The organism is Myroides sp. TSA_177.3 (genome assembly GCF_052691955.1).
The window spans coordinates 19059-42534 of the sequence record NZ_JBQZGD010000008.1; the positions used below are offsets into that span (position 1 = coordinate 19059).

General features: G+C 36.2%; 26 protein-coding genes and 3 tRNA genes. 17 read left to right on the forward strand and 12 right to left on the reverse strand.

Annotation, left to right across the window (positions count from 1 at the left end):
* The first annotated feature begins 226 nt into the window (after positions 1 to 226).
* The 3 genes from nusB to yajC are packed head-to-tail and all read left to right on the forward strand — an operon-like array spanning position 227 to position 1947.
* The gene (gene nusB, locus ACUTSE_RS09385) at positions 227 to 1168 is read left to right on the forward strand and encodes a transcription antitermination factor NusB (protein ID WP_002990404.1); all 942 of its coding nucleotides are present in this window, start codon (positions 227 to 229) and stop codon (positions 1166 to 1168) included.
* Between the two features lie 30 nt (positions 1169 to 1198).
* Positions 1199 to 1651, forward strand: coding sequence for a DUF1573 domain-containing protein (locus tag ACUTSE_RS09390; protein ID WP_002990407.1), 453 nt, complete (start codon positions 1199 to 1201; stop codon positions 1649 to 1651).
* 20 nt (positions 1652 to 1671) lie between these two features.
* Positions 1672 to 1947, forward strand: coding sequence for a preprotein translocase subunit YajC (yajC, locus tag ACUTSE_RS09395; RefSeq protein WP_002990410.1), 276 nt, complete (start codon positions 1672 to 1674; stop codon positions 1945 to 1947).
* Positions 1948 to 2060: 113 nt separating this feature from the next.
* On the opposite strand, the gene gap is transcribed toward yajC, so the two are convergent.
* Both gap and lipA read right to left on the reverse strand, forming a co-directional pair.
* A complete protein-coding gene (gene gap, locus ACUTSE_RS09400; RefSeq protein WP_445640037.1) occupies positions 2061 to 3071 on the reverse strand; it encodes a type I glyceraldehyde-3-phosphate dehydrogenase in 1011 nt (336 codons plus the stop codon).
* A gap of 48 nt (positions 3072 to 3119) precedes the next feature.
* A complete protein-coding gene (lipA, locus tag ACUTSE_RS09405; protein ID WP_002990415.1) occupies positions 3120 to 3992 on the reverse strand; it encodes a lipoyl synthase in 873 nt (290 codons plus the stop codon).
* A gap of 230 nt (positions 3993 to 4222) precedes the next feature.
* Here lipA and ACUTSE_RS09410 point away from each other — a divergent pair, with 230 nt between their 5' ends.
* Entirely contained in the window at positions 4223 to 5038 is an 816-nt protein-coding gene (locus ACUTSE_RS09410; protein WP_445640038.1) for a DUF4261 domain-containing protein, read from the forward strand.
* Positions 5039 to 5347: 309 nt separating this feature from the next.
* Positions 5348 to 6691, forward strand: coding sequence for a Na+/H+ antiporter NhaA (gene nhaA, locus ACUTSE_RS09415; protein ID WP_445640039.1), 1344 nt, complete (start codon positions 5348 to 5350; stop codon positions 6689 to 6691).
* Positions 6692 to 6754: 63 nt separating this feature from the next.
* On the opposite strand, the gene ACUTSE_RS09420 is transcribed toward nhaA, so the two are convergent.
* From ACUTSE_RS09420 to ACUTSE_RS09430, 3 genes are all read right to left on the reverse strand, one after another.
* Positions 6755 to 8104, reverse strand: a complete 1350-nt coding sequence (locus ACUTSE_RS09420) for a DEAD/DEAH box helicase (RefSeq protein ID WP_002990421.1) — start codon at positions 8102 to 8104, stop codon at positions 6755 to 6757.
* Between the two features lie 85 nt (positions 8105 to 8189).
* A complete protein-coding gene (locus ACUTSE_RS09425) occupies positions 8190 to 8954 on the reverse strand; it encodes a C40 family peptidase (RefSeq protein ID WP_445640040.1) in 765 nt (254 codons plus the stop codon).
* Between the two features lie 93 nt (positions 8955 to 9047).
* Positions 9048 to 10226: an acetyl-CoA C-acyltransferase gene (locus ACUTSE_RS09430; RefSeq protein WP_445640041.1), complete on the reverse strand. Its 1179-nt coding sequence runs from the start codon at positions 10224 to 10226 to the stop codon at positions 9048 to 9050.
* Positions 10227 to 10720: 494 nt separating this feature from the next.
* On the opposite strand from ACUTSE_RS09430, the gene ACUTSE_RS09435 reads away from it, so the two are divergent.
* From ACUTSE_RS09435 to ACUTSE_RS09460, 6 genes are all read left to right on the forward strand, one after another.
* Positions 10721 to 10804, forward strand: a tRNA-Ser gene (locus ACUTSE_RS09435).
* A gap of 6 nt (positions 10805 to 10810) precedes the next feature.
* Positions 10811 to 10888: transfer RNA gene (locus tag ACUTSE_RS09440), tRNA-Pro, on the forward strand.
* 16 nt (positions 10889 to 10904) lie between these two features.
* Positions 10905 to 10978, forward strand: a tRNA-Arg gene (locus ACUTSE_RS09445).
* 196 nt (positions 10979 to 11174) lie between these two features.
* Positions 11175 to 11630 (forward strand): hypothetical protein, encoded by a 456-nt coding sequence (locus ACUTSE_RS09450; protein WP_445640042.1) that lies wholly within the window; start codon positions 11175 to 11177, stop codon positions 11628 to 11630.
* A gap of 130 nt (positions 11631 to 11760) precedes the next feature.
* Positions 11761 to 12222, forward strand: coding sequence for a hypothetical protein (locus ACUTSE_RS09455; protein WP_445640043.1), 462 nt, complete (start codon positions 11761 to 11763; stop codon positions 12220 to 12222).
* A 134-nt stretch (positions 12223 to 12356) separates the two neighbouring features.
* Positions 12357 to 12809 (forward strand): hypothetical protein, encoded by a 453-nt coding sequence (locus tag ACUTSE_RS09460; RefSeq protein ID WP_445640044.1) that lies wholly within the window; start codon positions 12357 to 12359, stop codon positions 12807 to 12809.
* A 320-nt stretch (positions 12810 to 13129) separates the two neighbouring features.
* Here the strand turns inward: ACUTSE_RS09460 and ACUTSE_RS09465 are convergent, their stop codons facing one another.
* On the reverse strand, positions 13130 to 13354 hold the full coding sequence (locus tag ACUTSE_RS09465) for a CDGSH iron-sulfur domain-containing protein (protein ID WP_060875030.1): 225 nt from the start codon (positions 13352 to 13354) through the stop codon (positions 13130 to 13132).
* Between the two features lie 270 nt (positions 13355 to 13624).
* Between ACUTSE_RS09465 and ACUTSE_RS09470 the strand changes: the two genes are divergently transcribed.
* A complete protein-coding gene (locus tag ACUTSE_RS09470; protein ID WP_445640045.1) occupies positions 13625 to 14458 on the forward strand; it encodes a helix-turn-helix domain-containing protein in 834 nt (277 codons plus the stop codon).
* 89 nt (positions 14459 to 14547) lie between these two features.
* The gene (locus tag ACUTSE_RS09475) at positions 14548 to 15096 is read left to right on the forward strand and encodes a YbhB/YbcL family Raf kinase inhibitor-like protein (RefSeq protein ID WP_002990441.1); all 549 of its coding nucleotides are present in this window, start codon (positions 14548 to 14550) and stop codon (positions 15094 to 15096) included.
* 70 nt (positions 15097 to 15166) lie between these two features.
* Here ACUTSE_RS09475 and ACUTSE_RS09480 read toward each other — a convergent pair whose 3' ends face one another.
* Positions 15167 to 15544 (reverse strand): winged helix-turn-helix transcriptional regulator, encoded by a 378-nt coding sequence (locus tag ACUTSE_RS09480; protein WP_002990443.1) that lies wholly within the window; start codon positions 15542 to 15544, stop codon positions 15167 to 15169.
* A 98-nt stretch (positions 15545 to 15642) separates the two neighbouring features.
* Between ACUTSE_RS09480 and ACUTSE_RS09485 the strand changes: the two genes are divergently transcribed.
* Positions 15643 to 16251 carry a nitroreductase family protein gene (locus tag ACUTSE_RS09485; protein ID WP_445640046.1) on the forward strand — a complete coding sequence of 203 codons (609 nt, stop codon included), beginning with the start codon at positions 15643 to 15645 and terminating at the stop codon, positions 16249 to 16251.
* A 90-nt stretch (positions 16252 to 16341) separates the two neighbouring features.
* On the opposite strand, the gene ACUTSE_RS09490 is transcribed toward ACUTSE_RS09485, so the two are convergent.
* Complete coding sequence (locus ACUTSE_RS09490) at positions 16342 to 16896, reverse strand: hypothetical protein (RefSeq protein WP_445640047.1); 555 nt, start codon at positions 16894 to 16896, stop codon at positions 16342 to 16344.
* Positions 16897 to 17060: 164 nt separating this feature from the next.
* Between ACUTSE_RS09490 and ACUTSE_RS09495 the strand changes: the two genes are divergently transcribed.
* A complete protein-coding gene (locus ACUTSE_RS09495) occupies positions 17061 to 17846 on the forward strand; it encodes an alpha/beta fold hydrolase (protein WP_445640048.1) in 786 nt (261 codons plus the stop codon).
* Here ACUTSE_RS09495 and ACUTSE_RS09500 read toward each other — a convergent pair.
* The 3 genes from ACUTSE_RS09500 to ACUTSE_RS09510 all read right to left on the reverse strand — a co-directional run bounded on the left by ACUTSE_RS09500 (position 17841) and on the right by ACUTSE_RS09510 (position 19700).
* Entirely contained in the window at positions 17841 to 18044 is a 204-nt protein-coding gene (locus tag ACUTSE_RS09500; RefSeq protein WP_002990460.1) for a hypothetical protein, read from the reverse strand. The two genes, ACUTSE_RS09495 and ACUTSE_RS09500, sit on opposite strands and share 6 nt — an antisense overlap.
* A 103-nt stretch (positions 18045 to 18147) precedes the next feature.
* Positions 18148 to 19041: a lytic transglycosylase domain-containing protein gene (locus ACUTSE_RS09505; protein ID WP_445640049.1), complete on the reverse strand. Its 894-nt coding sequence runs from the start codon at positions 19039 to 19041 to the stop codon at positions 18148 to 18150.
* Between the two features lie 2 nt (positions 19042 to 19043).
* Entirely contained in the window at positions 19044 to 19700 is a 657-nt protein-coding gene (locus tag ACUTSE_RS09510) for an alpha/beta hydrolase (protein WP_115092685.1), read from the reverse strand.
* Positions 19701 to 19919: 219 nt separating this feature from the next.
* Here ACUTSE_RS09510 and ACUTSE_RS09515 point away from each other — a divergent pair, with 219 nt between their 5' ends.
* Positions 19920 to 20201, forward strand: a complete 282-nt coding sequence (locus ACUTSE_RS09515) for a GNAT family N-acetyltransferase (protein ID WP_445640050.1) — start codon at positions 19920 to 19922, stop codon at positions 20199 to 20201.
* A gap of 259 nt (positions 20202 to 20460) precedes the next feature.
* Here ACUTSE_RS09515 and mtaB read toward each other — a convergent pair whose 3' ends face one another.
* Positions 20461 to 21780 carry a tRNA (N(6)-L-threonylcarbamoyladenosine(37)-C(2))-methylthiotransferase MtaB gene (mtaB, locus tag ACUTSE_RS09520; RefSeq protein WP_002990473.1) on the reverse strand — a complete coding sequence of 440 codons (1320 nt, stop codon included), beginning with the start codon at positions 21778 to 21780 and terminating at the stop codon, positions 20461 to 20463.
* 89 nt (positions 21781 to 21869) lie between these two features.
* On the opposite strand from mtaB, the gene ACUTSE_RS09525 reads away from it, so the two are divergent.
* Positions 21870 to 23471 (forward strand): ABC transporter substrate-binding protein, encoded by a 1602-nt coding sequence (locus ACUTSE_RS09525; protein ID WP_445640051.1) that lies wholly within the window; start codon positions 21870 to 21872, stop codon positions 23469 to 23471.
* Positions 23472 to 23476: the final 5 nt, after the last annotated feature.

The window sequence follows — 23476 nt, forward strand, 5'->3', positions numbered from 1 at the left end:
AAAGGTAGATTCACTATTCTATACCTTTAATTAAATCGGGAGACGAGGTCAATAGACCTCGTTTTTTTTAGCCGTTGTTTTATTTTTTTAGCTGATGGAAGGCTGTAGTTTTTAAAAACAAGTTAAATCTACCCGATGAATTGCATTATTTAGTTTGATAAGAAATAATATTTCTTACCTTTGTCGGCTGAAATAAAAATTCAAATCATTTAAGTTCTTTAGTAGCATGTTAAATCGAAGACACATTCGTATCAAGGTTATGCAGACGCTTTATGCACTGCACCAAAGTAATTCTGACCAAATTCAAACGGGTGAGAAATTTTTAAACCACAGCATGGATAGTATACAAGAGTTGTATTTATTGATGCTAACCCTCCTGATAGAAATTCGAAAAAAAGAAGAAGAATACATCGAGATTTCTCAGAAAAAACATTTAGCTACTTACGAAGAACGCAATCCAAATAAAAAATTTATCGAAAACCAAGTACTCGAACTATTGAGTAATTCTACTTCTATTAGCAATAAAGTGGAAGAGAGAAGCATGGTGTATTGGCAAAGAAAAGACCATTACGTTCAGTCGATGTTGGAGGAGGTTAAAGCAAGTCAGTTGTATAAGGACTACATGAAATCAACGACGCGTTCTTTCCAAGAAGATCAAGATTTTATTGTGGATTTGTACACGGAAATTATTGCGCCAAATGATAAAATTTACGACTTTTTAGAAGATACGAAGTTAACATGGGCAGATGATTTTCCTGTAGTAAACACCTTGATTCAAAAGCAATTGAAACAATTGAAAAACAAGGAGCAAGCCTTTTTTGTGCCAAAAGTTTTCAAAGATTCAGAAGATAAAGATTTTGCTATGGATTTATTCCGCAGAACATTTTTAAATGGTGCTGAATTGGCTAAAGAATACGATGGTAAAACACCAAATTGGGATATTGAGCGTATTGCTGCTATTGATATTGTGGTATTAAAAATGGCTATTTGCGAGATGTTGCGTTTTTCTTCGATCCCAGTAAAAGTTACGATAAATGAATATTTAGAGGTGGTGAAAGAGTATTCTACGCCAAAAAGTAGTATATTTATCAACGGGATTCTTGATACTATATCGAAAGAATTAGAAACTCAAGGCCGATTGAATAAAATTGGAAAAGGACTTTTATAAGACGAATTAACCATAATAACTATAACTGAGATGAAAAAAGTATTTATGTTGTCTTGCGTGGCTTTATTAACCATGACAGCTTGTAAAAAGAATGATGCATCAAGTCGTATTAGCGAAGATAATGTGGCAAAAATAGAGCAAGATGCTGTAACGAAACAAAACCAAGGTAGCCCGAAGATGGAGTTTGCAGAACTTTTACATGATTTTGGGACGATTGGAAATAATGAAGCAGTAGAAACAGAATTCGAATTTACGAATACAGGAAATGCAGACTTAGTTATTATTGATGCTCGTGCTACTTGTGGATGTACAGTACCAGAATATCAAAAAACACCAATTAAACCAGGAGAAAAATCAAAACTAAAAGTTAGATTTCAAACAGGAGCAGTTGGACAACAACAAAAGACCGTTACTTTAACAACGAATACAGAAAAAGGAGAGGAGTTATTAACGATCAAAGCTAACGTTTCTCCGGCAAACTAATTTTTTAATACTTATATTTTATGGAAGGTATACAACAATTTTTACCTATGATTTTCATCTTTGTTGCGATTTATTTCTTTATGATTCGCCCGCAACAAAAGAAAATGAAACAAGAAAAGACATACGAAGCTAGTTTAAAAGTAGGAGATCGTATTGTAACTAAATCAGGTTTACACGGAAGAATTGCTGAGTTAAATGAATTAACAGTTGTTGTAGAAACAATGGCAGGAAAACTATTAATGGAGCGTTCTGCTATTTCTATGGATATGAGCCAAAAGCTTCAAGAAAAGAAATAATTATACCTAGTATAAATAAAAAAATAGGCATTGCGAAAGCAATGCCTATTTTTTTTATGTGATAGGGAGTGAACAATCTGGGTATTTGTGATGATTCACTTCTCTATGTATTTTTAGTCTTTTTTGATGGAATCGAAATAGAGAATCAAATCGATCAAACGTGAGGAATATCCAATTTCATTATCATACCATCCCACTACTTTAACCATGCGATCAAGAACAGAAGTCAGCTGTGCATCAAATAGACAAGAATGTGTATTGCCAATGACATCTACAGAAACGATAGGATCTTCCGTATAGGCTAAAATTCCCTTCAATTCATTTTCTGCTGCGTCTTTAAATGCTTGATTGATTTCTTCAATGGTTATTGCGCGTTGAACATAACACGTAATATCTGTTAGTGAACCATCTGGAACCGGAACTCGAATTCCGCCTCCACCAATTTTCCCTTCATATTCAGGAAAAATCTTCGTTAAAGCTTTCGCTGCACCTGTGGTAGTTGGTACAATAGATTGTGCTGCTCCACGGGCTCTTCGCAAGTCTTTATGTGGTTGATCATGTAAACTTTGATCGGTGGTATAGGAGTGAACCGTTGTGATGTAGGCTTGTTCCATCCCACATAATTTTTTGATGATCTTTACCATTGGAGCTGCATTATTTGTTGTACAGCTCGCATTGGAAACAATGCGTTCTTCTCCCGTTAAGATTTGTTCATTTACCCCTAAAACAATTGTTTTGATTTCATTGTCTTCAGGTGGAACAGATAAAATTACACGTTTCGCTCCTTGTTGAATATGTTCTGCTAATAGGGCTGTTGTTTTGCGTTTTCCCGTTGCTTCCACAACATAGTCAATCTCCAGTTCTGCCCAAGGTAAGTCTGCAATTTCCTTTGAACTAAAATAAGGTATTTTTTGTTGGTTGATGATGAGGTGATTGTCATCATGGGAAACATCCGCTTGGAAAATACCGTGAATGCTATCGTACTTAACCAAATGTGCCATTGTATGCACATCAGCTAAATCGTTTATAGCGACAACTTCAATGACAGGATGATTGAGCAATAACTTGAATAGATTTCGACCAATGCGTCCAAATCCATTAATTGCAACTTTAATTTTTTTCATTGGTTGTAAAAGAAGATGGTCGCCAAGCAGCGACCATCAATATTATAATTATAAAATATGTTTTTGAGCTTTGTATGATGAACGTACAAGTGCACCACTTTCAACGTGTCTGAAACCTAATTCTAATCCGATTTCTTCGTATTTTTTGAATTGTTCAGGTGTGATGAATTCTTTTACTGGTAAGTGTTTTTTACTTGGTTGTAAATATTGACCAATAGTTAAAACATCTAATCCCACTGCTCTTAAATCGTGCATGGTTTGGATTACTTCTTCTTCTGTTTCACCTAAACCTAACATAATTCCGGACTTGGTGCGTTTAGCGCCATTGTCTTTTAAATATTTTAATACGCCTAAACTGCGATCGTATTTGGCTTGAATTCGAACCTCTCTTGTTAAGCGACGAACCGTTTCCATGTTGTGTGAAATTACTTCTGGCGCTACTTCTAAGATACGATCCAATAAGCGTTCTTCTCCTTGGAAGTCTGGAATTAATGTTTCCATTGTTGTTCCAGGGCTAATACGACGAACAGCCTTAACTGTTTCTGACCATATAATAGAACCTCCATCTTTTAAATCATCTCGGTCAACACTAGTTAATACCGCGTGTTTGATATTCATTAATTTAATAGAGCGAGCAACTTTGTCTGGTTCATCCCAATCCACTGTTTCCGGACGTCCTGTCTTTACTCCACAGAAACCACATGAACGCGTACAGATATTACCTAAAATCATAAAAGTAGCTGTTCCTTCTCCCCAACATTCTCCCATATTTGGACAACTACCAGAGGTACAAATGGTGTGCAATTTGTATTTGTCAACCAACCCTCTTAATTCAGTATATTTTTTACCTGTAGGCAATTTTACACGTAACCATTTTGGTTTGGCCTGTGGTTGTATATTTTTGTCTAAGATTGTATCCATACTTTCATTTTATCAAAGTACAAATATACTGAAATCTTCTCTTTTATCTTTGGTTTTTTCGGAATTATAAAACTGTGTAGATTCCTTTTATCTACTTGGACTTCTTGTTCTTTTTTGAGGATATTCTTGCTGAAAACGCGCATTTAAAGTCAAAGTAGGTCAGAATTAAATCCATTTAAGTATGGAGATGTACGCCCTAATGTGTATTTTTGAGTTTATAAAATAACGCTATGGGATTATTCAATTGGCTGAAAAAAGAGAAGCCACAACCAGAAAAAGAAACACCAAGTACAACAGCGCAAGAAGATAGCCTATTATTGGCTATGCCTATGTTTGAAAAAGGAGGTACATACAGTATTGAAGCTGTATTGCAAAACCTACAGGAAGAGTGGGGGTACCAGGTAGAAGGAACGGATTACAACGATACAACAGCAGTATTGACAGTTGAAGGAACGATGTTTGCTATTGCTTTTATGCCAGCGCCGATTCCTACAGAGGACATTCAAAACACAGCTCAATATGCATATAATTGGAAAAGTGTAATAGAGGATGTACAAGAAGTCGATAGTCATGCCATTGTTTCGGTGTTAAGCGGACCAATGGATACGGTGGAAAGACATTTGTTGCTTTCTCGTATTTTGTATGCAATCATCGCAACTACACCGACCTGTGTGGGTGTGTATCAAGGTAGTCAAACGTTGCTAATTCCACGTGCTCAATATTTGGATTATTATGAAGAAATGAAAGAAGGAAAAGTATTAGTTCCTTTATGGGTCTATATCGGTTTGCGCAGTACGGAAGAAGGAAATAGTATTTATACGTATGGTTTGACGGATTTCGGGAAACAGGAATTAGAAGTGGTTAATTCAAGTTTAGAACTAGAAGAGTTGTATTCTTTTATTGTGAATATATGTTCGTATGTTATTGGAAGTGATGTCGTGTTCAAACATGGTGAAACGTTGGGGTATACTGCAGAACAAAAGATAAATATCACTTCTTCTACGGGTGTATTTGTAGAAGGAGAAACATTGAAGTTAGCAATGTAAGACAGTAAACGCTATTCTTTTTCAAAGGATAGCGTTTTTCTTTTCCTAGTGGTTCAAATAAAAAAATAGCAAAAGTGTTTTTATTGAAATAGGAAGGAAATAGTAATGTAACTTAGAGGCTTCTAATAAAAAAGAACGAATAGTAGATAATATTGGTTAAAAGTAAAAAATGCCTAGTGAAAAGGTGTTTTTATAACAAAAAAATTCAAAGCCTAAAATTAGAATATATTAAAAAATAAAAGGCTTGCTTGGTTAAAAGATGTAGGAAACCTATATTTGGTATTAAATATTTATACAAACTCAAAAGAAATGGAAGATAATCTGAAGTTAACACCAGCAGATAAATGGATTGTAGCACCCGTAAGTAAATTTATGCGAAAATCTACATCTGGTGGGATTGTGTTGTTCGTTGCTGCTTTGATTGCCATCTTTATGGCTAACTCTGCATGGGCAGATCAATACACCGCTTTTTGGGAAGGAAATCACATTGCTTTTTCATTTAATGACTTTTCATTGAATCACTCGTTGAAACATTGGGTGAATGATGGATTGATGGCAATCTTTTTCTTCGTTGTTGGTTTAGAATTGAAAAGAGAGTTGACCACAGGTGAGCTATCTTCTCCTAAAAAAGCAATGTTACCTATTATTGCGGCTATTGGAGGAATGGTTGTACCTGCTTCTATTTACGCTATTTTTAATGCAGGAACAGACGCAGCTCACGGCTGGGGAATTCCTATGGCAACAGATATTGCTTTCGCATTAGGTGTGCTTTATTTATTAGGAGATAAAGTACCGACGTCGTTGAAAGTTTTCTTAACGGCTCTTGCTATTGCGGATGATTTAGGTGCTGTCCTAGTGATTGCAATCTTTTATACGGAACAATTGTCCTTAATTAATTTAGGTATTGGATTGGGCTTTTTTGGATTATTGATTATCAGTAATTTATTGGGTATTCGCAATACGATTTATTACGCCATTATTGGAATTGGCGGAATCTGGTTGGCTTTTATGTTATCTGGTGTTCACGCTACTATTGCTGCCGTTTTAGCTGCTTTTGCTATCCCATCAACAGCTAAAATTCACGAACCGTTCTTCCGTAAAAAGATGAAAGAACTACAAAATAGATTCAACAGCATTGATCCAGATGATAAGATTCCGACCTTAACGGGAGAGCAAATGGATTGCGTAGAGGAAATAAAAGATTTAGCAACTAACAGTTTGCCACCAGCCATTCGTTTAGAACACAGCATGCACAATTTCGTAGCATTCTTTGTGATGCCTGTTTTTGCCTTAGCCAATGCGGCTATTCCAATTAGTACAGGTGGAGGAGAAGGATTAAGCGCAGTTACGTTAGGGGTTGCTCTAGGTTTATTAATAGGAAAGGTTTTAGGGGTATTTGGATTAACCGCTTTGATTATCAAATTAGGGGTGGTAAAAATGCCTGCGGGAATGACCTATAAAAACTTATTTGGATTAGGATTATTAGCCTCGATTGGATTTACAATGTCCTTGTTCGTAACAGAATTAGCCTTTGATATTAATTTGCACCCTGAGTTTCCAGGTCAGGCGAAATTGGGAATCTTAATTGCTTCTGGTTTAGGAGGGTTGTTGGGATTCATCGTTTTGAGTTTGGCGGGCAAAGCAAAGAAATAATAGTATCGTCATCATATTAAAAAAGCCGAAGATCAGTCTTCGGCTTTTTTTATGAATTGAAATTTAGTCTTTCTTTTTCTTTGCTGCACGTTTTGCATCAACGGCGCGGTTTCTTGGTTTGGTTTTTCTCGGTTTTCTCTTTCCAGGACCACCAAGATTAACTTTGGTGTTTTTTTCTTTTTTCGCGTGAAAAGCAGCGCCTTTTTCAAGTGGCTTTTTCGCTTTAACCAATTGCTTGGCTTTTAGTTTTGATTGTTCAAACTCCATTAATTTGTCTGACACTTCGACTGCTGAAGGAAGTTCGATTTCTCTCAATTCTTTCTCCATTAAGTCTTCCGCTTCCAATAACATTTCCTCTTCTTTAGGATCTACAATAGAGATGGCAATTCCCGTTTTATCCGCACGTCCAGTACGTCCAATACGGTGAATATATTGCTCTGGAGAATCTGTAAATTGCAAGTTAATCACGTGGCTAATATCAGAAATATCCAATCCACGAGCCATAATGTCTGTGGTTACCAATCCACGTAATTCATTGGCTTGAAACTCCGCCATAGAACGCAAACGGAAGTTTTGTGATTTATTGGAGTGAATAACCGTAAACTCTTCTGGAAAAGCCTCTTCCAATCGCTCCATCACCACATCCGCTAAACGTTTGCTGTTAATGAAAATCAATACGCGATTGAAAACTTCTTTGTCATGCAATAAATGCATCAACAAGTTCATTTTGGTATTGAAGTTTGGAACGCGATACAATTGTTGATCAATTTGTTCTAGCGGTGTTCCCGAAGCAGCTAATGAAACTTCTTCAGGAAAATCAAAGAAATCTTCCAATACCTCATCTACTTCTTCTGTCATCGTCGCAGAAAACAAAATATTTTGTTTCTTGTTGCGCATCATCGCTAAGATAGAAGTAAGTTGGGTTCTAAATCCTAAGTTTAATATTTCGTCAAATTCGTCAATGACTAGTTTTTGTAAGTTGTCAAAACGCAGGACACCATCTAAGGCTAAGTCCATCATACGACCCGGTGTTCCCACTAAAATATCAACACCATCATAAACGGCTTTGCGTTGTGTGTTAATATTGGTTCCCCCATAAACGCCTAAGGAGCGAATCGACATATACTGCGTCAGTTTATTTACTTCATCAACAACCTGAACAACTAATTCACGGGTTGGTACAATAATAACAACGCGTGGTGTATCCACATGGGCAAATTTCCATTGTTTTAAAATGGGAAGTAAATAAGCATAAGTTTTACCCGTACCTGTTTGGGCAATCCCCATCACATCTCTTCCTGATAGAATAACAGGAAATGATTTGGATTGAATAGGTGTTGGCGTAGTAATTTGAAGCTCATCTAGGGCTTTTTGTAAAGCTTTCGGTAGATTAAATTGCTCGAAAGTATGCATAAAATATCTTATTTGGACAAAGATACGTTTTTTTATGCTTGTAGTAAGTATTGGAATTAAATTGGATGAAAGACAAGCTTATAAATTACAAAATCTTTTTGATTACGCGTAATTTATGGGTGTGTTTTCCTGAATCTACATTGTAAATACCCAAGTGATCCAAACGGTCAATGCGCACTTTACCATGTGCGTGAATGATGTAGTTGTTCTCCATGATAATGCCGACATGGATGATATTTCCTTCTGCATTGTCAAAAAAGGCTAAGTCTCCAGCTTCACTTTCTTCTATAAAACTCAGTGCTTCTCCTATGGTTGCTTGTTGCGAGGCATCACGAGGAATGATATGGCCATTGATTTTATAGACCATTTGTGTAAACCCAGAACAGTCAATACCAAAAGGTGTTTTTCCACCCCATAGGTAGGGAGCATTTAAATACATAAAGGCTGTTTTTACGAATTGACTTTTTGTAAACGTTCCGGTGATTGAGCGCCCTTCAAAGGCAAATTTAAGCGGGTTAGTCGCGGCGTGTTTTAAAACGTTGAGGTTACTACCCAATGGAATAGACATCAGTTGATTGTCTGAAGAATGTAGAAACTCTACAAAATCTCCTGCATAGATAGGAGCTGTTTGATTTAACGTATCATATTCATTTTTTGAAATAATCTGATACTGCTTGTTGTCCACCCATCCTTGGTATTGGTCAAAGGCCAATTCAATTTTAGACCATTTCTCTGTTTGTTCTAGTATTGTAAACAATTCTCCAAATAGCAGTTGGGATACCAATTCGCTTTTATCGCTAGGTTCTGCGCGTAGGGGAACGATCGAAAGATTACAATAGGCAAATGTCATAGAGGGTCTTTTTATTAAAGTGCAAAAATAAAGATGAGTTTGAAGAAATCAAACCCATCTTTTATTAATATTTGTACAAATGTTTGAATTGAATTAAGCTCTTTCAATCACAATAGCAGAAGCACCACCACCACCATTACAGATAGCTGCAGCACCAATCTTAGCATTGTTTTGTTCTAATACGCTTAATAAAGTAACAACGATACGCGCTCCTGAACATCCTAGAGGGTGTCCTAAAGAAACAGCTCCACCGTTTACGTTGATTTTATCTGTATCTAAATCTAAAAGCTTAGCATTAGCTAAACCTACTACAGAGAAAGCCTCGTTAAATTCGAAGAAATCAACATCTGAAATAGCTAAATTCGCTTTTTTCAATGCAATTGGCAATGCTTTTGCAGGTGCAGTTGTAAACCAAATTGGCTCTTGTGCAGCATCAGCATAACTTCTGATATAAGCTAACGGTTTTAAACCTAAATCTTTTGCTTTTTCTTCACTCATTAAAACTACAGCAGCAGCACCATCATTGATTGTTGATGCATTGGCAGCAGTAACTGTTCCTTCTTTTGTGAAAGCTGGACGCAATCCTGTGATTTTGTCTAATTTTACGTTTGAATATTCTTCGTCTTTTGAAACGATGATTGGTTCACCTCTTCTTTGTGGAACTTCTACAGGAACAATTTCCATGTCGAATTTTCCTTCTTCCCAAGCTTTAGCAGAACGCTCGTATGATTGGATAGCGAAAGCATCTTGTTCTTCTCTTGAAATGTTGTGTACTTTTGCCGTGTTGTCTGCAGCTACACCCATCGCTTGGTTGTCATAAGCATCAACAAGACCGTCATTTTGCAATCCGTCAACTAAAGTTGTAGGACCAAATTTTTGTCCGTTTCTCATGTGTACATAGTGTGGAATTAAACTCATGTTTTCCATTCCACCCGCAACAACTACCTCAGCATCTCCAGACATAATCGCTTGAGCTCCTTGCATGATCGCTTTCATTCCTGAAGCACAAACTTTATTTACTGTAGTACAAGGAACATTGCTGCTTAATCCAGCGTAAATAGCCGCTTGACGAGCAGGAGCTTGTCCAACACCTGCTTGAACAACGTTACCCATTAATACTTCGTCAACTAAATTTACGTCTAAATTAATTTTATCAATAGCGCCTTTAATTGCAGCAGCTCCTAATCTTGTTGCTGGAACTGTAGATAATGAACCTAAGAAGCTACCGATTGGTGTTCTAGCAGCAGATACAATTACTACTCTTTTACTCATAATAAATAGTGTTTATCAACCCTGTACTAACGATTATTTGGAACAAGTTAAAAATATAAACAGCGGATGCAGGGCATCGCTTTTTTAGGCTTGTGGCAAAATAAAGTCGTGTTCTTGGATATTAGTTAGATATTTTTTGATTCAATGTTAAGGACAAATATACGTTATAAATTTATTTGGCAGAATTGTAGGGGGAAATAATCCTTGATATTAACATTAATCTTGGAGAAGGGAGGATTTTACCCTGAGATTTTAGAAAAAAAAGTGGATAGTGTAGGGGGGAGGGATGGTGTAAAAGCTGGGGGTTTGCGATATTTTACTTTTTTATTCAAAAAAAATAAAAAAAATATGAGGCTGTATCTGCTTGATAGATAATTGATTTGTTGGTTGGGCTTATTTTTTTTAGTTTTTTCTCGTTGAAATATTTGGAAACAATGAAAACTCGTGCTACTTTTGCATCCGCAATACAGAAGATAACTCTTCTTTAAAGCAACGGAGAGGTGCCGGAGTGGTAACGGAGCAGATTGCTAATCTGTCGACTGGTAACGGTCGCCAGGGTTCGAGTCCCTGTCTCTCCGCTTCTTCGGGGTGTAGCGTAGCCCGGTCATCGCGCCTGGTTTGGGACCAGGAGGTCGCAGGTTCGAATCCTGCCACCCCGACCACTACAAGTTAGTGTAGGGTCCAATAGCTCAGCTGGATAGAGCAACTGCCTTCTAAGCAGTAGGTCTCAGGTTCGAATCCTGATTGGATCACGAAAAAGTCTTAACGAAAGTTAGGACTTTTTTTGTTTGTACGAAGTTGTACTGTCTAAGTAAGGGATCCACAACATCCGAATCAAGGGATCAGGTATAAAAAGTCGGAGACTACGTAAAAAAAGCAAAAGTGATTACGGTTTAAAAAGAAGTTGTATTTTAGATAATTCCTATATTTTATGCTTAATCAGTGCACATGAAAAATATACTGTTATTATTTATTTTTATTTCTTTCGCTAATCTCCGTGCCCAAGAAATAAATTTAAGAAACCTAACTTCCGAGCAGAGAAAGGACTATGTCATTCAAGAAGCTACAAGAGCTTTGGATGTATTTCTATACAAGTTTTTAAAAGGGTTATACGGGCCCAATACACCTCCACCAACTTATTCGCCTTATCGATATGGATATGGTGAATTTAAGCTAGATACAGAGGAAAAAGTAGCTAATTTTAACGATTTCAATGGCCCTTTTATTACAGATTATACCGTTGTGAAAAACGATTACTACTATAATGTTTCCTTTGTAGCGAGTCAAGATGCTTGGTGGGGACCTGTGTTATACAAAGTTACCGTACTAAATAACGGCAAGGCCTTAATGCTCTTTGTAGAAGAGAGAGGTTGGTTTCGCATGATATACAATGCAACAGAATAAATTGAAATAAAGTATATGTTAATGGCTACTAACTAAAAACGTACTAATCTTTATCATTATACCTTAGGAGGAAATCTTGTTAAAGCGCCTAAAAAGAAGATAAAATTGATTATTCTAATGCAAGATAAATATGATGAAAAACACACTTTTATTCTTATTTCTTTTTATTTCTTTTGGGACACTACATGCCCAAGAAATAGATTTGAGAAACTTATCACCTGAACAAAGAAAAGACTATGTCATTCAAGAAGCTACAAGAGCTTTGGATGTATTTCTATACAAGTTTTTAAAAGGATTATATGGTCCCAATACACCTCCACCAACTTATTCACCTTATCGATATGGGTATGGGGAAGTAAAATTTGATACAGATGAAGAGGCAGTTGATTTTAATGATTTCTATGGTCCTTTTATGACTGATTATAATGTAGTAAAAAATGATTACTTCTATAATGTTTCGTTTATACCCAACCAAAATGAATGGTGGGGGCCTGTATTATACAAGGTTACGGTACTAAACAACGGAAAGGCTCTAAATATCTTTGTAGTAGAGAGAGGTTGGTTGCGCGTTATATACAATGTAACAGAATAAATTGAAATAAAGTATATGTTAATGGCTACTAACTAAAAACGTACTAATCTTTATCATTATACCTTAGGAGGAAATCTTGTTAAAGCGCCTAAAGAAGAAGATAAAATTGATTATTCTAATGCAAGATAAATAGGATGAAAAAAACACTATTATTTTTGTTCTTTTTTATTTCTTTTGGAACACTTCATGCCCAAGAAATAGATTTGAGAAGCTTATCACCTGAGCAAAGGAAAGACTATGTCATTCAAGAAGCTACAAGAACTTTAGATGTGTTTCTTCATGGCTTTTTAAAAAAACACGTAGATCCAAACGCTCCAGTACCAACCTATGTTCCTAGTAATCATTATAGTGAGACACAATTAACTACGGATGAAGAGATAGAAGATTTTTATTATTTTTATGAAGATATTCTTACTGATTATACCGTGGTAAAAAACGATTATGTTTATACTGCTCGTTTTACAGCATCAGGACTTAGCGGAGAGGAAATTCTCTATAGTGTTAATGTGCTTAACAATGGTAAGGCAGGAAGTATGAAGTTAGTAAAAAAAGGAATCGGTCGTATTTTATATAATGCAATAGAATAATTGAGATAAAGTATATAAACTTTATTCCGTTAATGGGAGAAATAGGAAAAAAATGATTTCATACCAAGCAAATTGATAAACACCTAAAGGTTATTGAGACCTTAACAAAATAAAAAACACTTTATTCATGTCCCATTTATGACACGAGTAAAATGTTAAGTATTTATATATTAATCTGTTAGATGTCATAAAATAATCCTGATTGGATCACGAAAAAGTCTTAACGAAAGTTAAGACTTTTTTTGTTTGTAGTAAGTCGTACTGTTTAAGTAAGGGCGAATAACCATCCGCCCCTAATTTTATTTTCGCTAGTAAATAACCTATACTTTCTTTGGTGGAAGATCGAATGCAACAGCTTCATGCTCAAAATGACCATTGTGTGCACCATCACAAAATGGTTTGTTTTTTGAAAGCCCACAACGACAGATTGAAAGTACTGTTCTACCTTGTAATCCATACGCATTTCCATTTCGGTCTACGATTTCAAAATCGCCTTCGATCTTTACCGATCCGTTATTGTTGATTGTTAGTTTTGTCTTTGACATGTCTATTTGAGTTTTGTTATTTTGTACAATAATAGAACAATAATACGAGTCCTATTACGTAGCATTTCTATTTAGAAAGATTCCTTTTTAGCAAATTCAGCTAAATCATTGGGAATAAAAGAAAAAGATAAAAAGAGGTGAAAAAGTTTTTTCAACCTTAAATACGCTTGCATTTTCGTATTTTTAACCAACCCTAATCAGCTTTGATTTGTGCGTTTTTATTGCGGAAAGATAGGATGATGCATAAGGGGAAATTAATGAATAAGTTCAATGAACCTAATTACACTTCCGAATGATTTGAACCTCGATGCTTCAGCCTCGATTCAAATTTTTGATTATTGCAGTTCCCAAGAAATCGCTCGTCAACAAATCGTTTTGAATCAATATGTATTTAGTTTTTTGTTGGAGGGAGTGAAAGAGGTTGTTTTTGATGATGCCATACAAGTTATTGATCCATCAAGTTTTCTTCTGATGAAGGCAGGACATTGTTTGATGACGGAAAAGCTATCTAAACATAGTACGTACAGAAGCGTATTGTTCTTCTTTAGCAAGGAAGATATTCAGAAGTTTGCTCAAAAAATAGAGCTAAATCCACCGCAGACACAGGAATATCAATCGATTCATTCTTTTCCATACGATGATTTTATTCTTCGATATGTAGCTAGTTTGCTTGATATTGACAAACTCTCAACAGAAACTCAACATCGATTATTAGCGGTGAAATTCGACGAAATTATGTGGTATCTTATTGAAGTCTATGGGATGGATTTGCTCTACTCTTTGTTGCATCATAATGACAGTACACAAAAGTTTACTCGTACCATTGAAAGCAATAAGTATCATAAGTTAACCATCAAGGAACTTGCTTTTTTGTGTAATATGAGTGTTTCTACTTTTAAAAGAACCTTTGAAAAACATTATGCTGAATCACCTATGCAGTGGTTTCAGAACAAACGATTGGACTATGCGCGTTATTTGTTGCATTTCGAAAAGAAAACGGCCTCGGAAATCTACCTTGAAATTGGGTATGAGAGTTTATCGAGTTTCATTCAGGCTTATAAAATCAAATTTGGGGTTACTCCTAAACAAGATCAGATGAAATGAGCTTTTATCGATAGTTTTTGAACCAATAGCAAAATCCACCTAGCTAGGCGTAGTAGTACTTTTACTTGAAATTTTTTAATTAGATTAAAATGAAAAAACAACAGGTAGTCATGCTGCTATTCTTGATGCTATCAACGTCAATATTTGCGCAAAAAACATTTACTTTATCGAGTAAGGATTTAGGTGGACAAGGAACAAAACAAATGGAATTTAACGGATTTGGCTGTGCAGGATTGAACCAATCTCCTCAATTGTCTTGGGAAAATGCACCTGAAGGGACGCAGAGTTTTGCGATTACAATGTATGATCCCGATGCACCAACAGGAAGTGGATTTTGGCATTGGGTGGTATTTGATATTCCTTCGAATGTAACTGAATTAGTTGCAAATGCAGGGGATAGTAGCTTGGATTTAGCACCCAAAGGAGCAATTCAAAGCAAGACTGATTATGGAATGAAGGGATTTGGAGGACCATGCCCACCAGAAGGACACGGATATCACCAATATATCTTTACGATTTATGCTTTAAAAACAAAAACATTAGGGTTAGATTCGAATGTGCATCCTGCTTTGGTTGGGTTTAATTTATGGAATCAAACTTTAGCAAAAGCGAGTATCGTTGCTTACTATAAACGATAGAAAATGGAGTGAATTAAATACAAAAAAAGTCTTCGATGCTCGAAGACTTTTTTTGTATCTAGCTTTTTCATTACTCTAATATCGAACATTGAATATCTTCATTTGGCGTATACGTAATGTTATCTTTCGATGCGCCTGTTGCTTTCCCCCATTGTGCAATGGCAGTGAGTAACGGAATTAGGGTTTGCCCAAAATCAGTTAATTCGTATTCCACTTTTAAAGGTGGTTTACTAGTATAAACGGTTCTGTTAATCAAACCGTGTTCTTCTAATTCCTTGAGTTGCAAGCTTAAGGTGCGTTCCGTTATCATCGGAATTGCCTTTCTCAATTCGCTATATCGTTTTTTTTCTATTAAATGAATGAGAATGACGGCTTTCCATTTGCCGCCTATATATCTCATTGTCAGACTTGTACTGCAAGGGAATTCTTGGTTGTCTATCGTATACATCTGTTGCTATCCTTTATGACCGTTATTGCAAAGATAATTTACTATACTTAAGTTTGCAACTATAAAAAGTATAGTATTAATAAAATAAATAAAAAACAATGAACACGAATTTCTTAGATTTAGCAAAACGCAGATATGCAACTAAAAAATACGACGCAACCAAAAAGATTTCGGCAGCACAAATTGAAGAATTAAAAGCAATCATTCGCTTAAGCCCTTCGTCTATTAATAGTCAACCTTGGAAGTTTACTTTTGTGACCAATGAAAAGGTAAAAGCGCAATTAGCAGCACAGTCTTATATGAATGAGAACTCTATCAATGAGGTAGGATTAGTCGTGGTATTTAGTGTAATGGAAGATATTGAGCACTTTGAAGCCCGCAATATTTCAATCTTACCGGAAGGATGGATTAAAGGCTTTTATGAACCTTTAGTACGTGCTCGTGGTGAACAAGCAACAAAATCGTGGATGGAGAATCAAGTCTACTTGTCTTTAGGGTACTTTTTATCTGCTTGTGTTAGTTTAGGATTGGATGCAACGCCGATGGAAGGAATCGATCGTCAAGCTTATAAAGAAATCCTCGGACAAGAAGGATATGCGCCTTTATTTGCTGTTACAGTAGGATATGCTGATCATACAGATACAGCACACCCAACAGTATCCCCTAAAAACCGTTTTGAATTAGAGGAAATTATAGAATCGATTTAATGGTTTACGGTTTACGGTTAAGGGTTAAGGGTTAAGGGTTAACCAATTTACAGTCAGTCAATAACTGTTAACCATAAACTGTTAACCAATTTACCACGCTCGTTTGTCCGTAGTAATAGGTTTCGTGATATCGAATACAACATTAAAGCTTGTTTTAGAACCGGCGCGTTGTAAGTTATAGCTGTATTCCTTTTCGTCAATGGTTACCCACCAAAGGTTAGATGCAGCGGCAGGGATATCCAGAGCCGTTTCTTGATCGGCAGGGAAATATTGAATATGAGGGGTGCCTGAATTAGTTGTTGTTCCACCATACATGGTTACCTCATCTGGTTTTCCATTGCGTTGACGGTGGTCGTGTTTCAATTCAATTCGGTCTCCTTTTGAGGTAAATACCCAAGTACGAGAAAGGTCATCCCCTACAAAAAAAGCAATCTTTACCTCTCTTTTATCACAAGAGGAAACGTACATAATTAATTCTTTGTTATCAAAATCTGCAGGAACAGGTGTAGAAACAATGGTCCCTTTATAGGCTTTACCGCAATGCTGTGCGAGGTTGTGTATAAACTGTTGGGAAGCATTTGCCGTTTGGGCTTTTCCACATAATACACCGCTGATACAAAACAGCAGGACAAATAAATTTTTCATGATCGATTGAATTTATAAAAGATTAAAGATAGGAGTATAAATTGGGGATTGCTAATTTTAGGAAGGATGGTAATAGAGCGTTATTGCTATATTCGCAATTAATCATCTGGAATGTGTATAAGCATTGAATTAAAAATCTTATTTTTGAAAAAAGCTAAAAAACAATGTATAAACTGACCGAGCAATTCATTCCAGTAGATGGGCAACAAATTTTTGTGCATTTGTATACCCATGAACATCCCAAGACCGATACAACCTTAGTTTTATTACACGATTCACTCGGAAGCGTGGAATTGTGGCGCGATTGGCCTAGCTTATTAGCTACTCAATTGCAATGCAACGTTATGGTTTATGATCGTATTGGGTATGGGAAATCACAACCGATGCAGACCTCTTTTCGAGCAAATGATTATTTAGCAGAAGAAGGAGCGTTTTTAGAGCGTTTACGCCTTGTTTTGCAGTTAGGTAAACTTGCGGTGTTTGGGCATAGTGACGGGGCTTCTATTGCATTGTGGTACGGGATTTTGTATCCCGAGAATACTGCTGCGATGGTGATTGAAGCAGGTCATGTTTTTGTAGAAGATGTAACAATCCAAGGAGTAGCTGATGCAAAAAAAGCATACGAGGAGACGGATTTGCGCTATCGTTTAGCAAAATACCATGGAGAACGCGTAGAAAAGTTGTGTTACGCTTGGTTTGATATCTGGTTGGACCCTGATTATCGCCATTGGACGATGGTGCCTGAATTGCCTCGTATTACGTCACCCTTGCTATTCTTACAAGGTGACTTGGATGAATATGGAACATTGAAACAAGTAGAAGATACCGTTACACAGGTTAGTGGAATTGCAGAAAAATATATTTTTGAAGGAGTAGGGCATATCCCCCATAAAGAACAAAAGGAGAAAACCTTAACGTTGATTATCTCCTTTTTAAATCGCTACTTATAGTTTGAGTAAGTGTTCAATCTTATCAAAAAATAGTTGTTCTATTCGAGGGTCTTTCGCTTGTAAATAGGAAGACTTCAAACTGTTTAAGTATTGATCTAAATTAGTAATAACACTCCCTTGGGCCAGTTCGAAAGGTACTTGAAGATTCTTGGCTTTAATTGTTTCTAGGGCAGTTTTGATATATGTTTCTTTATCCATTGTTCTTGTTGTATCGTTCACAAAGATATAAAATCATTTGCAGGATAAAAGAAGGACAAAAAGAATAGCCTAATCTAGCAATTTAGATTAGGCTATTTTTTATTTATCTCGGCAATTCAATTGTATACGTTTTGCCTTTTGTTTTTACATTGGTATTCACCAACCACGGATTGTATAATTTCAATAGTTTATAGTTAGAACCTTGTTCTATAGCAAACATAGGTAGGTCTTCAATATCTTTATCTAACGTAATTGTACGCATGGGAATAGGTGGATACTTTTCTGATTTAGGAATGTCATATCCGTATTTTTGTGGATTAGTCATGATTTCTTTCATGGCAAGGATGCGAAATACATAGCGCGAAGTTTCTTGATTCAGGAATAAATCATAGTAGTTGTCTACGTATTGAGAATTCATTGCTTTAGTCATACCTGCCATTCCGCGGTTGTAAGCGGCAGCTACCATGGTCCAAGAACCAAAGCGAGCTTTTGCATCCTTAAAGTATTTACACGCTGCTTCTGTCGCTTTTTCTAAGTGATAGCGCTCATCGATATACTCATCAACGACTAAGTTGTATTCTCCTGCTGTTCCTTTCATAAATTGCCAAAATCCAGAAGCTCCTGCAGAGGAAACAACATTGGATAAGGTACTTTCAATTACACATAGGTATTTAAAGTCATCTGGGATATTGTTCTTTTTTAAAATAGGTTCGATAATAGGGAAATAACGCTCCGCTCTTTTGATGACCAAGGTGGTAGATGAATGCAGGTTCGCATTGATGATCATTTCGCGATCAAAACGCTCTTTGACATCAATCACATCCAAAGGAGCCTTCTCACCTGCAAAATTTGCAGTTAAGGGAAGCGGAACATGGTGATCGGTTGGATTTTTTGCTTCTACAGAATCCGCAGTTGCATGTGCGGATGCAAAAATAAAAGTAGACGCTATGCCCACAACTGCCGCTGTGTAAAGCACATTTTTAAGACTCTTTTTCATTGTTATTTCAGTATAATTTTTTCTAGATGTTGATTAAACCATTTGTATTTCACTATAATCATGGCATGTGTTCCTCCTTGAACTTCAATTGCATTTCGTACGTTTTTAAACGGAAATATCTCGTCTTTCGTTCCGTGAATATGAATCACATGATCTAATTCTTCTGTTTGATCCCAGGTCAGAACGGCTTGAATACACCAATTCAGATAATGAGGATCTCGAACAGATAAATAGCGATTGTACAAGGTTACGCGTTTTTTTTGTTTGTCATTGCCATACCGTTCGATCATGCGAAGGAGAAACTCAATTCCATGCGTTGGGATGAGCTTATATAGTCGGGTATATTTAGCCCATTTAAAACGCCTCGGAAATTCTTTGTTCGTCCGTACACTCGAAATGATAATCACTTTTTGAACGTCAATGAGCTTCATTAGTTCTTGCGCGATAATGCCTCCAAATGAAACGCCTACCAAGATAGGGTTATTATGTTGAATAAGGGGAATGTATTTTTTGGTATAAGCAAGTAAGCTTTCTTTTTTTTCGCAAGGTAACCATTCTAAAAAATGCAATTCAAAACGTGTAGTATCCCATTCCAATCTTTCAAATATGAGTGAAGTTGATGACATTCCAGGAAAGAAATAAATTGGTATTTTGTTCATTTTAAATAAATTAACATAGTTAATAGGGGTGGTTTGGAAAAAAATGACGAACTTTGATAAATATAGGAATAAAACTTTTTGTTTACATCCTATATATACGCTAAAAATTTCTTGCGATATAATTTTGTTATGGAAAGATGACTCGGGTGAGTCCTTTATTCTTTTTATGCTATGAAAAAGAACATTTTGCCTAACATGAAAATATAAAATTTTAGTATAATGGAAATTAAAGACAATGAATTGCTTCGTCAGTTTGAGCTCGAAACCGATAAAGGTTTGCTTAGCGTGGAGTATTCACTTCAAGAAAGAAAAATCTTTCTTACCAAATTAAAAGGATTTGAAGAAGGTGTTCAGGCACAATCCATCGATTTCTTAAAAGGAGTACTTGATATTGTTAGAGAAAAAAGATTGAGAGTCGTTCCTACACATCCAAAAATTGTTTCTTTCTTTAGGAAAAATCCTATTTACAAAGAAATGCTTCCTCCAGGGATAAGAATTTAATCCTGTGAGATTTAAAAACCACTTATAACACACACAACATACCCCTAATGGGTGAAAAAAACAAAACCTGTTTGAACTTCAATTCAAACAGGTTTTTTTTATTTAACCCAAATTCAGCAATAGACGGATGAACGAGAGTGAATTATACAAAATAGCGCTGAACTTATGAAAAAAGCATACTATAGTATGGTTTTAGAAGAAGTGAATGAGATATAAAGTAGAATTAACTCGTAGTATTCGGCTAATGCGGAATTTGGGTTTAATCTAGAAAATCAAATCGAACGATACCGTCTTCATCAATTTTGGTTAATTTAATTGGGCGTAAAGTATTAACTAAAGCAGGATCCCAAGGTGTTTTTACTTTGACATAGTTTTCTGTAAAACCGTGGATATATCCCTCTTTGTTTTCACTTTCAAATAAGACCGTTTTGTCTAAACCAAGTTGAGATTCGTAAAAAGCTCTTCGTTTCTTTACGGATAAACCGCGTAACATTTTGCTTCTTTTGTTTCTCACCTCCATTGGCACTACACCTTCCATGTCAACCGCTTCAGTATTGTCGCGTTCAGAATAGGTGAATACATGCAGATATGAAATTTCTAAATTGCTCAAGAAATTATAAGTATCCAAAAACTTTTCGTCTGTTTCACCAGGAAAACCAACAATCACATCCACACCAATACAACAATCTGGCATCACCGTGCGAATTTTATCTACACGTTCAACGTATAGTTCACGCATATAACGGCGTTTCATTTTTTTCAAAATGTCATTGCTTCCCGATTGTAGCGGAATATGAAAGTGAGGAACGAAGGTTCTACTTTTAGAAACGAACTCAATCGTCTCATTTTTCAATAAGTTAGGCTCGATAGACGAGATGCGTAAACGCTCAATTCCCTCTACTTGATCCAAGGCTTGTACAAGTTCTAAAAAGGTGTGTTCGTGCTTCTTATTTCCAAATTCACCTTTTCCATAGTCTCCAATATTAACTCCTGTCAAGACAATTTCTTTGATGTCTTGAGCAGAAATCTCTGCTGCATTTTTCATTACATTTTCCATGGTATCACTACGAGAAATTCCTCGAGCCAATGGAATCGTACAATACGTACATTTATAATCACAACCATCCTGTACCTTCAAGAACGCTCTTGTTCGATCACCAATAGAATAAGATCCTACGTAAAAATCGGCTTCAGAAATTTCACAAGAATGCACTTGTCCCATTTCATTTTTAGAAAGGTCATTGATATAATCCGTTAGTTTGAATTTTTCAGTTGCTCCTAAAACCAAATCCACGCCATCTACATTGGCTAATTCAGCAGGTTTTAATTGCGCATAACAACCTACAGCGGCAATAAAAGCCTTGTCGTTTTTCTTTTGCGCCTTTTTTACTATTTGTTTGAATTGTTTATCTGCATTTTCGGTTACAGAACATGTATTAATTACATAAATGTCTGCCACATCCTCAAATTCAACACGATCAAAACCTTCATCTACGAAACTTCTTGCTATTGTTGAGGTTTCAGAAAAGTTTAGCTTACATCCTAGGGTGTAAAAAGCTACTTTTTTTCTATTTTCCATAATCATTCTTTACTATGAGTAGTAACTTTGAAGTATATTTACTCTTTGTTGTCACAAAGCTTGCAAATTTACGTACAAAATTCGGTTTGATGAAATCAATAATTTATTATATATCAATTCTTTGTGTTGTCTTCACTGTTTATTCTTGTCAAAATAAAAGAGATGAAAATGAGAGAGGAGCAGTATTTCGATACAATGAAAGTTCAAATATTCAAACACTTGACCCAGCTTTTGCGCGAAGTATGGCAATCATTTGGCCGTGTAACCAATTGTTTAATGGATTGGTTCAGCTGGATGATCAGCTACAAGTCGTGGGAGATATTGCTCAATCATGGCAAGCTTCTCCGGATGGGTTAACCTATGATTTTACCTTGCGCAAAGATGTGTATTTTCATCCACATCCCGCTTTTGGAACAGCACAGACGCGAGCAGTAACAGCTAACGACTTCGTTTATAGTTTAGATCGACTAACGGATGCGAGAACCGCCTCTCCAGGTGCGTGGATCATGCAGAAAGTAAAGCAGTATGAAGCGTTGAATGACACTGTCTTTCGATTGGAACTAAAAGAATCTTTTCCTGCTATCTTAGGCTTGTTATCCATGCGTTATGCCTCAGTCGTTCCTCGCGAAGTAGTTGAAGACCCGCAACATGATTTTAGAACACATCCGATTGGAACGGGGCCTTTTTATTTTAAATTTTGGGAAGAAAATGTCAAATTAGTTTTACGTCGTAATCCCAACTATTTTGAAACAGATGAAAAAGGAGTTCAATTGCCTTATTTGGAATCGGTGGCTATTACTTTTTTACCAGATAAACAAAGTGCCTTTTTGCAGTTTATACAAGGAAAGCTTGATTTTATTTCAGGTTTAGACCCTTCTTATAAAGATGATTTAATTACGCTAGAAGGAAAATTACAAGACAAGTATCAGTCCTTGGTACAAATGGAAACAGGGCCTTACCTCAACACAGAGTATTTGGGTTTCAATATGGAAGATAAACAGAGCGCTATAAGTGATAAGCGAATTCGCCAAGCGTTAAACATGGGATTTGACCGTGAAAAAATGCTCAAACACCTGAGAAGTGGCATGGGAACTACAGCAGTAGGAGGGATTATTCCCCAAGGGTTGAAAGGCAATATTCAGGTAGAAACACTGTATGATGTTACAAAGGCTAAAGCACTTGTACAAGCTTATAAAAAAGAAAATAACTTGACCAACGTGGTGATTCCTTTGTCTACCAATGCGGGCTATTTAGATATTGCGGAATACTTGCAAAGAGAATGGCAAAAAATTGGGTTAACTGTTGAAATTGACGTGATGCCACCAGCTACTTTAAGACAAGGAATGGCCTCGGGAAAGATTGCTTTTTTTAGGGGAAGTTGGATTGCTGATTACCCGGATGCAGAAAATTACCTGTCGTTATTCTACAGTAAAAACAAAGCACCTAATGGGCCTAATTATACTTTTTTTGCCAATCAGGCCTATGATCGATTGTATGAAAAAGCGTTCTTGGTTACGGATGAGCAAGAGCGAGAGCAATTGTATGAGCAAATGGATCAGTTAATTGCAGAGGAAGTGCCCGCACTTATTCTCTTCTATGATCAAGCGGTGCGATTTAGCCGAAAGGATATTCATCAATTGGGAATCAATCCCATGAATAATTTATTTCTAAAAAAAGTATGGAAGGAATAAAGAAA

Bases quoted from the DNA above. Each gene is read 5' to 3' on its own strand.
- nusB (WP_002990404.1), top strand. From the start codon at position 227: ATGTTAAATCGAAGACACATTCGTATCAAGGTTATGCAGACGCTTTAT.
- ACUTSE_RS09390 (WP_002990407.1), top strand. From the start codon at position 1,199: ATGAAAAAAGTATTTATGTTGTCTTGCGTGGCTTTATTAACCATGACA.
- yajC (WP_002990410.1), top strand. From the start codon at position 1,672: ATGGAAGGTATACAACAATTTTTACCTATGATTTTCATCTTTGTTGCG.
- gap (WP_445640037.1), bottom strand. From the start codon at position 3,071: ATGAAAAAAATTAAAGTTGCAATTAATGGATTTGGACGCATTGGTCGA.
- lipA (WP_002990415.1), bottom strand. From the start codon at position 3,992: ATGGATACAATCTTAGACAAAAATATACAACCACAGGCCAAACCAAAA.
- ACUTSE_RS09410 (WP_445640038.1), top strand. From the start codon at position 4,223: ATGGGATTATTCAATTGGCTGAAAAAAGAGAAGCCACAACCAGAAAAA.
- nhaA (WP_445640039.1), top strand. From the start codon at position 5,348: ATGGAAGATAATCTGAAGTTAACACCAGCAGATAAATGGATTGTAGCA.
- ACUTSE_RS09420 (WP_002990421.1), bottom strand. From the start codon at position 8,104: ATGCATACTTTCGAGCAATTTAATCTACCGAAAGCTTTACAAAAAGCC.
- ACUTSE_RS09425 (WP_445640040.1), bottom strand. From the start codon at position 8,954: ATGACATTTGCCTATTGTAATCTTTCGATCGTTCCCCTACGCGCAGAA.
- ACUTSE_RS09430 (WP_445640041.1), bottom strand. From the start codon at position 10,226: ATGAGTAAAAGAGTAGTAATTGTATCTGCTGCTAGAACACCAATCGGT.
- ACUTSE_RS09450 (WP_445640042.1), top strand. From the start codon at position 11,175: ATGAAAAATATACTGTTATTATTTATTTTTATTTCTTTCGCTAATCTC.
- ACUTSE_RS09455 (WP_445640043.1), top strand. From the start codon at position 11,761: ATGATGAAAAACACACTTTTATTCTTATTTCTTTTTATTTCTTTTGGG.
- ACUTSE_RS09460 (WP_445640044.1), top strand. From the start codon at position 12,357: ATGAAAAAAACACTATTATTTTTGTTCTTTTTTATTTCTTTTGGAACA.
- ACUTSE_RS09465 (WP_060875030.1), bottom strand. From the start codon at position 13,354: ATGTCAAAGACAAAACTAACAATCAACAATAACGGATCGGTAAAGATC.
- ACUTSE_RS09470 (WP_445640045.1), top strand. From the start codon at position 13,625: ATGAACCTAATTACACTTCCGAATGATTTGAACCTCGATGCTTCAGCC.
- ACUTSE_RS09475 (WP_002990441.1), top strand. From the start codon at position 14,548: ATGAAAAAACAACAGGTAGTCATGCTGCTATTCTTGATGCTATCAACG.
- ACUTSE_RS09480 (WP_002990443.1), bottom strand. From the start codon at position 15,544: ATGTATACGATAGACAACCAAGAATTCCCTTGCAGTACAAGTCTGACA.
- ACUTSE_RS09485 (WP_445640046.1), top strand. From the start codon at position 15,643: ATGAACACGAATTTCTTAGATTTAGCAAAACGCAGATATGCAACTAAA.
- ACUTSE_RS09490 (WP_445640047.1), bottom strand. From the start codon at position 16,896: ATGAAAAATTTATTTGTCCTGCTGTTTTGTATCAGCGGTGTATTATGT.
- ACUTSE_RS09495 (WP_445640048.1), top strand. From the start codon at position 17,061: ATGTATAAACTGACCGAGCAATTCATTCCAGTAGATGGGCAACAAATT.
- ACUTSE_RS09500 (WP_002990460.1), bottom strand. From the start codon at position 18,044: ATGGATAAAGAAACATATATCAAAACTGCCCTAGAAACAATTAAAGCC.
- ACUTSE_RS09505 (WP_445640049.1), bottom strand. From the start codon at position 19,041: ATGAAAAAGAGTCTTAAAAATGTGCTTTACACAGCGGCAGTTGTGGGC.
- ACUTSE_RS09510 (WP_115092685.1), bottom strand. From the start codon at position 19,700: ATGAACAAAATACCAATTTATTTCTTTCCTGGAATGTCATCAACTTCA.
- ACUTSE_RS09515 (WP_445640050.1), top strand. From the start codon at position 19,920: ATGGAAATTAAAGACAATGAATTGCTTCGTCAGTTTGAGCTCGAAACC.
- mtaB (WP_002990473.1), bottom strand. From the start codon at position 21,780: ATGGAAAATAGAAAAAAAGTAGCTTTTTACACCCTAGGATGTAAGCTA.
- ACUTSE_RS09525 (WP_445640051.1), top strand. From the start codon at position 21,870: ATGAAATCAATAATTTATTATATATCAATTCTTTGTGTTGTCTTCACT.